General features: G+C 36.8%; 10 protein-coding genes. 8 read left to right on the forward strand and 2 right to left on the reverse strand.

The window, feature by feature from the left end; translation table 11 throughout:
• Positions 1-34: 34 nt before the first annotated feature.
• The 8 genes from CWS31_RS01825 to CWS31_RS01860 all read left to right on the forward strand — a co-directional run bounded on the left by CWS31_RS01825 (position 35) and on the right by CWS31_RS01860 (position 12052).
• Positions 35-787 carry an ABC transporter ATP-binding protein gene (locus CWS31_RS01825; protein WP_101343397.1) on the forward strand — a complete coding sequence of 251 codons (753 nt, stop codon included), beginning with the start codon at positions 35-37 and terminating at the stop codon, positions 785-787.
• Positions 787-1980, forward strand: a complete 1194-nt coding sequence (locus CWS31_RS01830; protein ID WP_101343398.1) for an ABC transporter permease — start codon at positions 787-789, stop codon at positions 1978-1980. The genes CWS31_RS01825 and CWS31_RS01830 overlap by 1 nt, the downstream gene beginning before the upstream one ends.
• A gap of 340 nt (positions 1981-2320) precedes the next feature.
• Positions 2321-3580 (forward strand): serine hydroxymethyltransferase, encoded by a 1260-nt coding sequence (gene glyA / locus CWS31_RS01835; protein WP_101343399.1) that lies wholly within the window; start codon positions 2321-2323, stop codon positions 3578-3580.
• Positions 3581-4010: 430 nt separating this feature from the next.
• The gene (gene nrdR / locus CWS31_RS01840) at positions 4011-4508 is read left to right on the forward strand and encodes a transcriptional regulator NrdR (protein WP_101343400.1); all 498 of its coding nucleotides are present in this window, start codon (positions 4011-4013) and stop codon (positions 4506-4508) included.
• A 1-nt stretch (position 4509) separates the two neighbouring features.
• Complete coding sequence (ribD, locus tag CWS31_RS01845) at positions 4510-5778, forward strand: bifunctional diaminohydroxyphosphoribosylaminopyrimidine deaminase/5-amino-6-(5-phosphoribosylamino)uracil reductase RibD (RefSeq protein ID WP_246143277.1); 1269 nt, start codon at positions 4510-4512, stop codon at positions 5776-5778.
• A 66-nt stretch (positions 5779-5844) separates the two neighbouring features.
• Positions 5845-6525, forward strand: coding sequence for a riboflavin synthase (locus CWS31_RS01850; protein WP_101343401.1), 681 nt, complete (start codon positions 5845-5847; stop codon positions 6523-6525).
• Between the two features lie 107 nt (positions 6526-6632).
• Positions 6633-7742, forward strand: a complete 1110-nt coding sequence (gene ribB, locus CWS31_RS01855) for a 3,4-dihydroxy-2-butanone-4-phosphate synthase (protein ID WP_101343402.1) — start codon at positions 6633-6635, stop codon at positions 7740-7742.
• A gap of 398 nt (positions 7743-8140) precedes the next feature.
• Entirely contained in the window at positions 8141-12052 is a 3912-nt protein-coding gene (locus CWS31_RS01860; RefSeq protein WP_101343403.1) for a response regulator, read from the forward strand.
• A gap of 526 nt (positions 12053-12578) precedes the next feature.
• On the opposite strand, the gene CWS31_RS01865 is transcribed toward CWS31_RS01860, so the two are convergent.
• Positions 12579-12941, reverse strand: coding sequence for a DUF1304 domain-containing protein (locus tag CWS31_RS01865; RefSeq protein ID WP_101343404.1), 363 nt, complete (start codon positions 12939-12941; stop codon positions 12579-12581).
• 195 nt (positions 12942-13136) lie between these two features.
• Complete coding sequence (locus CWS31_RS01870; RefSeq protein ID WP_011041587.1) at positions 13137-13346, reverse strand: cold-shock protein; 210 nt, start codon at positions 13344-13346, stop codon at positions 13137-13139.
• Between the last annotated feature and the right edge of the window lie 451 nt (positions 13347-13797).

A 13797-nucleotide genomic window follows, 5' to 3' on the forward strand; every position in this document is an offset into this window, starting at 1 on the left:
TAAAGCTGAGACCAAGGTTCAATAGGAAATAACGATGATTGAAGTAAATAATTTACATAAATACTTTCATGATAAGAAAGGAAAAAACACTGTTAAAGCCCTTGATGGACTATCGTTTACTGCTAAAGATGGTGAAATTACCGGTATTTTAGGACCCAATGGCGCAGGTAAAACTACCTGTTTACGCACCTTATACGGATTACTTTCTGCTGATGAAGGTTTTGTCACTATTGATGGTATTACTGTTACTGAAAAGCCACTAGCAGCGCGAGCCAAGCTAGGCATTTTTCCTGATAAATTTGGCTTATATGAACGGTTAACCGCTTACGAACAAATTGATTATTTTGCCAGTCTTCATGGTTTGTCAGGTAAAACTAAAAAAGATGCAATTGCACAAGTGATTGACGATTTAGACTTAGGCAAGTTGGCGCACCGAAAAACGGTAGGTTTTTCGCAAGGTCAGCGAATGAAAGTAACGCTAGCGCAAGCTTTAGTTCACCAACCACAAAACTTTGTATTAGACGAGCCCACCCGAGGTTTAGATGTTATGAGTACGCGCATATTACGTGAACATTTAGCTAAGTTTAAAGCGAAAGGGCATTGTATTTTATTTTCATCACACGTTATGCAAGAAGTCGCAGCTTTGTGCGACCGAGTTATTATTGTTGCTAATGGCAAGCTTGCCGCCCAAGGTACACCACAAGAATTATGCGATTTAGCTGGCGAAGCGAACCTTGAAGATGCTTTTGTTAAATTAATTGGCACCGATGAAGGGGTTGCTGCGTGATGAGAGATAATTCAAGCATGAATCTATATTTATACCAATTAAAGTCACTTATTTTAAAAGAATACAAAGAAGCCTTTCGAGATAAACGTGCTTTATTGGTCGCGTTAATGATGGCACTGTTAGCACCTGTCGCTATTGTTTTAATGTCAAAAATAATGATAGAAAAACTGGTTGATGAGCCACCAGTTTATGTCAATTTTAACGGTGCTGAGTATGCACCTAAATTGATTAAATACTTCGCGGATAATAATCTACTGAACTTGGTTGATGCGCCTGTTGATGAAAAATTGATATGGCAGCAGCGTAATATCGTTATGGATATTCCACAAGATTATGAAACTGATATGGCGCAAGGCAAGCCAATTAAGCTTTATTTACGAGCAGACTTTACTGATAAAGCCGTTGGTCCACCAGTAAGGCGTATTAATAATGCGGTTAGATCATATTCGTTATCTATTGGTTATAAACGCTTATTACTACGCGGGGTTGATGTTCGCTTGTTAAACCCATTGACGCTCGTTGAGCAAGATACCGCTAAACCAGATGCTACGTTTATTTTAATTTCGATGATGCTTGGTATTTATCTGATGTTAGCTGCATTTATGTCAGGTTTATCTGTTGCAATAGACTCAAGCGCAGGTGAGCGAGAACGCAATGTACTTGAAATGCTGTTGTGCCAACCCGTGAGTACATTACAAATAGTGTTGGCAAAGCTAATTGGCGCATCAACCATATCAATCATTGGTGTAGTGCTAGTGTTAGTGCTTACTTCGCTATCTGTCGGCTTGGTCGATTTAACTAAAATTGGCGCAACCTTTACCTTAGATATCATGACCTCGTTAACCCTATTATTGTTGTTATTACCTATTTGTTTTTTCGCCTCGGCATGTCAATTGTTTGTAGCTTTTCAAACTAAAAGTTTTAAAGAAGCACAATCAACAGTAAGTATTTTAATTGGTATTCCAGCTTTTATTCCGTTTGTGGTATCAATGATGGATGACCGACCACAATGGCTGAATTGGCTACCTGTTGCTGGTCAATCAATGATCATTGAAAACATTTTTAAAGGCGTTGATGTGAATTGGCTCGCTTTTTTAGCAACCAGTGTTGTGACTATTGCGATCACGGTTACCCTCGTTGTGGTGTTAGCTAAAAAATTAAGATCTGAAAAGGTAGTGATGGCGTTAAGTTAAATTGTCTAAGCTAATTCATGGATTGATGAAAAGCTTTCACTATACAGAACAAACAGTTTTAAATATTGTGTACCTAAGTTGTACTCGGTTTAGATATTTGCTTTTATTAACATGTTTGGCTCATTAGAAACTTTTAGCATACAGTTAAATGTTATCTCCTAACTGTTTAGCTATAAAACAGTGCTAAATGCACTAACACGTGTCTTTTTTACCGTGTACAACGAGACAAAATTCAGGCAAAATACCGCCATTAATTTTTGTGTGTCTGAGTCATCTGTATTTACACAGTTAATTTGGGCATAGTTTGCAGCCTTGGGCTGAAATACTTAAGGAATAAACCATGTTTACTCGTGATATGAATATCGCCTCTTTTGATCCTGAATTAGCTGAAGCGATTGCTAACGAAGTTGTACGTCAAGAAGAGCACATTGAGCTAATTGCTTCTGAAAACTACTGTAGCCCTCGTGTTCTTGAAGCACAAGGCTCTCAACTTACTAACAAATATGCTGAAGGTTACCCAGGTAAGCGTTATTACGGCGGTTGTGAGTTTGCGGATATCGCTGAGCAATTAGCCATTGACCGTGCAAAAGAATTGTTTGGTGCAACTTATGCAAACGTTCAACCACATGCTGGTTCACAAGCTAACTCTGCTGTTTTCCAAGCGTTAGTTTCTCCAGGCGGTAAAGTGTTAGGTATGAGCTTAGCGCACGGTGGTCACTTAACTCACGGTTCAAGCGTAAGTTTTTCTGGTAAGTCTTATGAAGCTTTCCAATATGGTTTACACCCTGAAACGGGTGATATTGATTACGAAGAATTAGATCGTTTAGCACAAGAACACAAACCAGAAATGATCATTGGTGGTTTCTCTGCGTTCTCAGGTGTTGTTGATTGGGCTCGTATGCGTAAAATCGCAGACTCAGTTGGTGCATACTTCTTCGTAGATATGGCTCACGTTGCAGGTTTAGTTGCTGCAGGTTTATACCCTAACCCTGTGCCACATGCACATGTTGTAACTACTACTACTCATAAAACATTAGCTGGCCCACGTGGCGGTTTAATTATTTCTGGCTGTGATGACGAAGCTATTTATAAAAAATTAAACAGCGCTGTTTTCCCTGGTGGACAAGGTGGCCCATTAATGCACATCATCGCTGCTAAAGCGGTTGCATTTAAAGAAGCATTACAACCAGAATTTAAAGTTTACCAACAAGGTGTTTTAGATAACGCTAAAGCCATGGTAGAAGTATTACAAGAACGTGGCTACAAAGTTGTATCTAACGGTACAGACAACCACTTATTGTTACTTGATTTAATCGATAAAGATATCACTGGTAAAGATGCAGATGCTGCACTAGGTAAAGCTCACATCACAGTTAACAAAAACTCAGTACCAAACGATCCGCGTTCTCCGTTTGTTACTTCAGGTTTACGTTTAGGTACTCCAGCAATCACTCGTCGTGGTTTTGGTACTGCAGAAACTAAAGAGTTAACTACTTGGATTTGTGACATTCTTGATGATATTGAAAACGAAGAAGTTATTGCTCGTGTTCAAGACCAAGTTACGGCTCTATGTGCTCGTTTCCCAGTATACGAAAAATAGAAATTATCTTGTCGCTGTAGAGCTCGATTTCTGCGTTAAAAGTACTCACCAATTATTCGGGAAATAATTGGCACATCCGAAGGATGACCTGAAAGGTGGAGTACAGGATGTACGGAGTCTTGACTAACGTCAACTCCGTGCTTTTCCCTTGAAATAGAGCCATACAGCTTAAAGATAAATATCTACTTTGATGAATGAACTTAATCACTTGTTCATATATAAAATGGTCGCTTTGTGCGACCATTTTTGATTCTGGTAGATAAAATATTGTAACGTTGCAGATGATTTGAGTATTATTATCTGTCATTCCCGAAGTTTCTTGTCGGGAATCCAGTTTATTTTAGCTTAATAACTTGTTTTATATTAAAATGGTCGCCTTAAGCGGCCTTTTTTTTGCCCGCAATTAATACTCTTATTTCACAGGTTAGCTATGTATTGTCCTTTTTGTTCTGCTAATGATACTAAAGTTATTGATTCTCGCTTAGTTGCTGATGGTCATCAAGTACGCCGACGTCGTGAATGTTTGGCTTGTCATGAGCGCTATACTACCTTTGAAAGTGCTGAATTAGTTATGCCTCGTATTATAAAGCGTGATGGTAGCAGAGAGCCGTTCAACGAAGATAAAATGTTAAGCGGCCTAACGCGTGCGTTAGAAAAACGTCCGGTCAGCATGGAGCAAATAGAGCTGGCGGTTAATAAACTTAAATCACAAATGCGTGCTACCGGTGAGCGAGAGATCACCAGTGAAATGTTGGGTGATTTAATTATGGCGCAGCTTAAAGAACTTGATAAAGTTGCTTACCTACGCTTCGCATCAGTGTATTTATCTTTTGAAGATATCAGTGAATTTGCCGATGAAATTACTCGTTTAGGTAAAGAAAAAAATAGTAAGGCAAGAAAGACTAGAGCGGTGAAAGTGGCGAAGTAATATGACGATAACTAATAACCTAGCAAGCGAAGCGCAACATTCTTCAGAGCAAAGCTTTTCTGCACAAGATAAGCAGTTTATGGCACGAGCGATAGAACTGGCGAAAAAAGGTCACTTTACTACCTCGCCTAATCCTAGAGTGGGTTGTGTATTAGTCAGTTATCAAGACGGTGTAGGTAGAATTATCGGCGAAGGTTATCACCAAAAAGCAGGAGAAGGGCATGCTGAAGTTAACGCGCTTGCAGATGCCAAGCTTAATAACACCGAATTAATTAAAGGCGCTACCGCTTACGTTACTCTTGAGCCTTGCAGTCATTTTGGCCGAACTCCCCCTTGCTCAAAAGCATTAATTGATGCCAAAGTAAGTCATGTTATTGCTGCTATGGTTGATCCTAATCCGCAGGTTTCAGGCAATGGTTTAGCTATGCTTGAGCAAGCGGGAATATCGACACAATCAGGCTTACTTGAAGCACAAGCTAAAGATCTCAATGTTGGTTTTATCCATAAAATGTTGCATAACTTGCCATATGTTCGCTGTAAATTAGCGGCGAGCCTTGATGGTAAAACAGCTATGGCGAGCGGCGAAAGTAAATGGATAACTTCAAGTGATGCTAGGCAAGATGTGCAAGGGTTACGCGCGCAAAGTTGTGCGATAATAACAGGCGCAGATTCAGTTATTTTTGATAATGCAAAAATGAATGTACGCTGGTCAGAGTTAGGTGATTTGCAAGCAGATTACCCTGAAGAAACATTACGACAACCCTTGCGTGTCGTTATTGATAGTCAAAACAGACTAACACCAGATCTTGATTTATTTGAATATGAATCACCGGTGCTAATTATTACCGGTGATAAGGTTGAAAATTCGAGCCAATGGCCGCATTTTGTAAAACATGTACAGTTACCTTTAGTTAGTAGCAATGTTGAAGATAATACTACTGTTGAAGGTATTGCCAATAATCAAGTTGCTAGTGGTGATGTTAAATCATATATAGATTTAAAAGCGTTATTATCATACTTATCAAGTCTAGGACTCAATGATGTACTTATTGAGTCAGGCGCCAATTTAAGCGGTGCTTTTATTGAACAAGACTTAGTTAATGAACTGATCCTTTATCAAGCACCTAAATTAATGGGTGGTGACGGTAAAAACTTAGTAGAAATGCCGGTAATTAAAAAGCTGAATCAAGCTAAGGAATTAACTATTAGTGATATACGTATGGTTGGGCGTGATATTCGTATTACTAGTCAGTTAACTGATAACCAGTAAACCGGTAAAGATCAGCCAAATAAATTAAGTTAATTAAACAAATTAAATAAGTGAAAAGAGAAACCTATGTTTACAGGAATTATCGAAGCGGTTGGTACTATCAAAGCTATCAATGTTAATGCACAAGGTGCGCGTTTAGTTATTGATACCAATAACCTAGACATGAGTGATGTAAAATTAGGTGACTCCATTGCCACTAATGGTATTTGTTTAACTGTTGTAGATTTTAATGGCGGTAAAAATAATGGTAGTTACAGTGCCGATGTATCAAACGAAACGCTACAACGTACCGGATTTGTAAATTACAAAGTTGGCAGTAAAGTTAACTTAGAAAAAGCCATGTTAGCAAGTACGCGTTTTGGCGGCCACATGGTTTCTGGGCATGTTGATGGTGTTAGTGAAATACTCGCTATTAATAATAACGGTAACAGTATTGAATACTGGTTAAGTATGCCGAGTGATTTAGCTCATTATATTGCTGAAAAAGGTTCGGTAACTATTGATGGTACTAGCTTAACCGTAAATGCTTTATCTGAAAGTGGTGGCGTCGGTAAGTTTAGATTAACTATTGTGCCACACACAGTAAAAGAAACTATCTTCGCTGACTATCAAGTCGGCAGCAAAGTTAATATTGAAGTAGACTTAATCGCTCGTTATTTAGAGCGCTTGCTAACAAAAAAAGATATGCAAGCACCAGCATCTAATGTAAATGAAGCAATGTTAATGAAAGCAGGCTTTATTAAATAAGCTCACATGAATATAGCAATTTTTTCGTTTAGTATTTTAATGAAATTGAAATAAATTAAGACATACCAATCAGGCTAACAACACAGCTAGCCATTAAAGAGGCCGAAATGAATTTAAATACCCCACAAGAAATCATCGCAGATATCGCTTTAGGTAAAATGGTGATTTTGATGGATGATGAAGACAGAGAAAATGAAGGTGACTTTATTATGGCCGCTGAAAAAGTTACTCCTGAAGCAATTAATTTTATGGCAACTCATGGTCGTGGTTTAATTTGTATGCCAATGAGCCGTGAAAAAGCTGAAATTTTAAAACTACCTTTAATGGTAGATAAAAATGACGCTCAGTTCAGTACTAATTTTACCGTTTCAATTGAAGCTGCTACTGGAGTTACTACCGGTATTTCTGCCGCTGATCGCGCAACTACTGTACTTGCCGCAGCCAATAAAGATGCAACACATCTTAGTATCGTGCAACCGGGTCATATTTTCCCGTTAATCGCTAAAGATGGTGGTGTGTTAAACCGCGCAGGCCATACTGAAGCAGGTGTTGATTTAGCACGGATGGCAGGTTTTGAACCTGCTTCTGTTATTGTTGAAATATTAAATGAAGATGGCACCATGGCGCGTCGTCCTGATTTAGAAATTATTGCCAAAAAACATGATATTAAAATGGGTACTATTGCCGATTTAATAGAATTTAGAAATGCTAATGAAACAACGATTGAGCGAGTTTCTCAGTGTAAATTACCTACCGCTTTTGGTGATTTTGATCTAACCGTATTTAAAGATACAATTGACGGCCAAGCACATTTCGCTTTAACAAAAGGTGAAATTAAAGCTGAAGAGCCAATCTTAGTTCGTGTTCATTTAGAAAATACTTTCAGAGATTTATTATTTAGTCAGCGTGAAAGTGTTGCTTCATGGCCAATGGCAAGCGCGCTAGAAAAAATAGCTAATGAAGGCGGTGTATTAGTTTTACTCGGTAAGCATGAATCACCACAGCAGTTGATTAGCTTAGTTGAAAAATACGCTAAAATTGACGCAGGCGAATCAGTTAAAGAAGTAAACCGTCATATTGGTTCACGTAACGTAGGTGTTGGCTCGCAAATTTTAGCGAACTTAGGGGTGAGTAAAATGCGTTTACTAAGCTCACAAACTAAATACCATTCATTATCAGGTTTTGGCCTTGAAGTGGTTGAGTATATTGCCGATTAGTTTTATTTCTATTACTTTATAAACAAAGTACTTGGATTCAAATGATAAAAAGCAATTTAGGAAACTAAATTGCTTTTTTTAGTCCGTCAATTTTCTTCACCTGGGCACGGGTTATTCTTTTGGCATACAACTATTCTAAATAATAACTTGCACTTCTTATATCATTTGAAGGTGATGGGTTGATTATTTCAATTGATTTTATCTGTAATAAATACAGATGAAATGAAATACCTTTAAATAAGCTATTGATTAACGTTATTTAAATATAGATAGTATCAATTTAGTGTCTATACTTATGGTTACTGTCGAATTTTGAATCTAGTATTATTTAAACCCATAAATAGTATCGTTAAATTTGAATGTCACCGTCATCAAACAAAGAGTCTTAAATTAAGAATATGACTAAAGTTAATGCACTACAAAGGAAAATAAAATATCGTAATTTATTAGCTATCTCTCTAATTGCTATTTTAATTAGCTTCTCATTTTTAAGTTTAACTATTGTTTTTAATCAACAAGCTGAAGATGCTGAAACAATTAACCTTGCAGGCAGCCAGAGAATGCTGTCACAAAAAATAGCCTACCTTGCTTTTCAGCAATATCATAATATTACCGAAGCTAAAATTAATGAAACATTGATAAATAGCTTGCGTGAAACTGCGACGTTACTGTCAACTAACCAACTTACTTTAACAACTTTAGCCGTCAATAAAGCTAATAGCTTACCAACTGAAATATATGCGTTATATCTGAACGAGCCCACTAAGCTTAACGAACAAATTAATCGTTATGTCGAGAATGCTATAGCGTTGAGTAATACCCAAAATAAAAATAAAGCACAGGCAATTTTTCAGGAAAGTTTTAATCCAAACTCAATAGATAATTTACTTGCTTCTCTCGACTTGATTGTTACTAAAATAGAGCAGCATACCAATGAACGTATAGATAATATTAAGGTACTTGAAGTGGTGTTATGGTTAGCCATAATGATATTACTACTTGGGATTGTTTTTTTTATTTTCAGACCGTTACGACAGCTTATCGGTAAAAATCACCATAAATTATTGGCTGCAAAACAGCACAGTGCGGAATTAACACTTGCTATTAATGAACATGCAATTGTGTTTCGAATCGATATGGATAAAAAAGGAACGGTTACGGAAGTTAATCAACGTTTCCTTGATTTTTATTGTTATACCGAAGCGGAGATTATCGGTCATAGTGTTTTTGAAATTACAGCTAGTAGCTATAGCGAGCAATATTATGAAGAGATATTTAAAGAAATTCTCGATAAAGAATACTGGCATGGAGAAGCCGTTAATAAAATTAAAGGTGGCCGTGAGTTTTGGTTAAGTACAACAATCGTGCCGTTGTATAATAAAGAAAACAGAATAGAATCTTTTATTGTTATACAAAATGATATCAGTGAAATTAAACAAACAGAACTTACCCTTAATCAACTTCATGATATTACCTCGGATGTAAATAGTACCTTAAATGAAAAAATTCAAAATTTACTTATTCTAGGTAAGAAAACGTTTAATCTACCGTTAGCATTAATCAGTGAAATAAATGACCAAGAATATAGAGTTGTTTACTGTCATACACCTAATAATGAAATTAACCCTGGTGATAAGTTTGAATTAGGAAATACTTATTGCTTACATACTTTGCAAGCTGATAAACCTATATCTTTTCACCAAGCTGGTTCTAGTCCAATAAAAGATCATCCTTGTTACCTCTCATTTGGTTTAGAGAGTTATATTGGTGTGCCTATTATTGTTGCTGGAAAACGATTTGGCACATTAAATTTTTCTGGTTCTGAACCGTCACCTAGACCATTTACTATTCAGGAATTAGAGTTAATTCAATTGTTTTCTCATTGGATAAGTGCAGAGCTTACTCGTGTTAAGCAACAAGAACAATTATTACACCAGCAATCCTTAATGGAGCAAATGGCGCAACAAGCTCGTATTGGTGTATGGGAAGTTAACCTAGTTAATGGCAGTATATACTGGTCAAGCATGACCAAAGAAATACATGAAGTCCCCAATGATTATAAGCCAAAATTAGAAGCGGGGATTAACTTTTATAAAGAGGGGGAAAGTAGGGATAAAATTCAACAATTAGTTGATAAATGTATTACTGATGGAACTTCTTTTGAACAAGATCTACAGCTTGTAACGGCTAAAGGAAATGAAATATGGGTAGCTGCTCGCGGTAGAGGTGAGTTTTTAAATGGCGAATGTGTTCGTTTATATGGCTCGTTTCAAGATATTACCGATAAAATGATGACCCAACGTAAAATCACCAAGGATAATCAGCGTATGGCCTTAGCCGCAGATTCTGCTGGAATGGGTGTGTGGGAACTTAATCTTGTCACTAATGAATTGAAGTGGGATGATTGGATGTTCAGGTTATATGGTGTTTCCGCCGAGCATTTCTCAGGCGCCTATGAAGCATGGGAAAAAGGTCTTCATCCTGAAGACCTTGACATGGCTAGTACTCAACTTCGTCAAGCCATAGAAGGGCATGGTAAGTTCGATTTACAATTTAGAATTATATGGCCTAATGGTGAAATAAAACATATCAAAGCTGCGGCTGTGGTCATTTATGATAATAAACAAGCCGTTTCAATGATAGGCATTAACTATGACGTTACGGCATCAGTTCAAAATGAAATATCCCTTATCGCAGCTAAAGAGCAAGCTGAAATAGCGGCAATAGCTAAAAATGAATTTTTTGCAAGTATGAGTCACGAAATACGGACACCGATGAACGGGGTTGTTGGTATGCTCGATTTAGTAAAAGACTCACCGTTAAACGAAGTGCAAAAGCATCGTGTAGAAATAGCTCAACAAAGCGCTCAGTCTTTATTGTCATTAATAAACGACATATTAGACTTCTCAAAAATAGACGCTAATAAGTTAGACCTTGAAAACGTTAGCTTTAATCTGCGTGAGATGATTGGTAACTTAGGCGAATCTTTTGCTCAGCAAGCACAAAACAAAGGTTTAGAATTAATAATAGACTTAGTTGATATTGAAGAATCATTTGTCGTAGGCGATTCAAATCGAATTCGCCAAATCTTAACGAATCTTTTAGCAAATGCTATTAAATTTACTAAACAAGGTGAGGTTGTACTTCGTCTTAGCCAGCAAGACTACTCTGCTACTCACTGGCGTATAACCGCGGTAGTGTCTGATACAGGAATAGGTATTTCAAAAGCTAAACTAGCAGGCTTATTTGATGTATTCACCCAAGTAGATGCCTCCACAACGCGTAAATATGGAGGGACTGGTCTAGGGCTTGCGATCGTTAAAAAACTTTGTTTATGCATGCAAGGTAGCGTGAAAGTAGAAAGTATTGAAGGTCAGGGTAGTATTTTTAGTTGCGACTTGCTCTTAGAAAAATCAACAGACTCCTTATCAGCATTACCCGTAAAAGTATTACAAGGAAAACGTGTGCTTATTGTTGAAAACAACCAAGCCTGTGCAGAAGTAATTAAACGGCAGTTGAACCATTGGCAACTTGATGCGGAAGTTGTAAATAGTGGACAAATTGCCTTATCAGAACTAAATAAAATAACTGTTAAACAATCAGACCAACCGTTATATGACTTATTAATGATTAAACAAGATCTGCCAAACTTTAACGCTATAGAGTTTGTTAAAGAAGTACGGTTGAATCCAACCTATAATGAACTAAAAATAATATTCATGACTTTAATGGCCAGAAAACATGGTGTTGTTGATATAGGTAGAACAGGAATTAACAGCTTTTTAACTAAACCGGTCATTACCTCAGGCCTACTCTCAGCGTTATACTCGATGCTAGATGCCTCTGAAAAACAGCATGTTCAGGCTACTACTCAATCTAAGTTAATTACCTTACCTGACGATGATATCAGCTGGGTGGAAGGTGTTAAGGTATTATTAGTCGAAGATAATCGCGTCAATCAAATGGTAGCTATGGGCGTTTTAAATAAAATAGGCATAACTCAATGTATTATTGCTGTAGATGGTAAAGACGCAATTGAAAAGCTTAAATTAAGTGAAGAGAGTAAGCCCTTTAATTTTATTTTTATGGATTGCCAAATGCCTGAAATGGACGGTTACGAAGCGACAAGGCTAATTAGACAAGGGGAGGCAGGAGAGCATTATAAAGACATTGCCATTGTTGCGATGACTGCTAATGCGATGCTAGGTGATGAAGAAAAATGTTTATCTGCAGGTATGAATGATTACTTGGTTAAGCCTATTAATAAAGTATTAGTACAAGACACGTTAAAGGTATTTATAAAAAGGTAACTTAAGCACTCACAGCATTTATAACTTACCTTATCCGTTTAACAGAGCTCGCTTAGCATTGTTAAACGGACAATTGAGTTGAGGGTAGAGGTGATAGATTGCTCGTAAAATTATTAATTGTAATACTGGTAGTTATACCAATCCAACTAATTAAGTGCTCGTTTAAAATGGCCTAAATATCCAATAACATCGTTGCTTTCAATCCTAATAGCTAGCTATTGCTCAATCAAACGTTTTGTTCTTGAATATTTATCCTCATGAAAAATTGATCAGTTAATTAACCTGAGTTCGGGATAATGAAATTGTAAAGTATAACAATATCAACTGTTTGTATTCACGTATCTACAATAGTTTTAATTATTCGTAGTACAAGGCGGGAAAACGAAGCCAATAACTGGTTATTGGGAGCTTTCGTAACGCAGTAAAACGGATAATTAAGGCTGTTGTAGCATTTTGCTTATCCTGAACTCAGGTTAATTACTTCAATTGGTATTATTGGCGTTTACAGAAGTCTTGTTCGGGGAATTTATAGTAATAGTAAGCTGGCCAATGCTAGTAGAGCAGGCAGGCCTTGTACGATTAGGATCGATTTTTTTACTGTCATCCCCCCATATAATGCGGCAACAAGCACACAGCAAATGAAGAACAGTTGAATTTGTGTAGCCATAACAGGATTTGGATGTGCTAACCCCCAGATTAATCCCGCCGCTAGAAAACCGTTATATAATCCTTGGTTAGCAGCTAATACTTTAGTTGTTTCGACATCGTCACGCTTAATACCAAAAACCTTTTGAGTACGCGGCTTATGCCATAAAAACATTTCTAGCACGAGAATGTAAATGTGCTCAATCGCCACTAAAGCAATAAAGATAATTGAGATATATTCCATTATTAATGCCTATTATTAAGTTTTATTGTTCTACAAATAAAGCTCATTAGAAAAATGATGTGATTGATTTAAAAAGTATAAATAATCACTTAATTAATCTGATTGGTGTAAGCCTAATTTCCCAAATTTTAGGCACAAAAAAACGAAGGATGAATAAACATGCTTCGTTCTTTTAGCTTAGCTTATAAGTAAAACTTATACAGCTAATACGTTTTCTGCTTCAGGGCCTTTTTGACCTTGTTTAACAGTAAAAGTAACTGCTTGACCGTCAGCTAGAGTACGGAAGCCGTCTCCAGAGATAGCGCTGAAGTGAACAAACACGTCAGGACCATTTTCTTGCTCAATAAAACCGAAACCTTTAGTTTCGTTGAAAAATTTAACTTTACCAGTAACTGTATCAGACATACTAACATTTTCCTGTATTCATAAAATAATAATGTGGTTCTATCCCAAAATTAGGTAGAAACCGTTTTCACCCGAGTAAGTGCCCTCTACCGAAAAGTACAGGAAGAGGAAGGAAACAAACCATATTCGACACAATCATTGCTTCAAACAATAGTTTGCATTGTTTAAATCTGCATGTGTAGAATATTCAAGTATATCAGTACACTAGGTGCATCAGATAGAAAACCTACAACAAAAGTCAGTATACACCTTCATCTGCAACGCAAAAACTCAACGCAAAACTAGTCTAACATAGATATTTTTAATATGCCTTATAAAAAATTAGATAAGTTCAATTTTTATTTAAATAAAAATAATTTACTAGCAAGTTTAATATTTACAGTAACATACAGCACTTTAGTGAGGCAGTATTTGCTTTATAATAGTGCAATAATTGGCTTTTAATTATCGT

Origin of the sequence: Colwellia echini, from assembly GCF_002843355.2 — a bacterium.
GTDB lineage: Bacteria > Pseudomonadota > Gammaproteobacteria > Enterobacterales > Alteromonadaceae > Colwellia > Colwellia echini.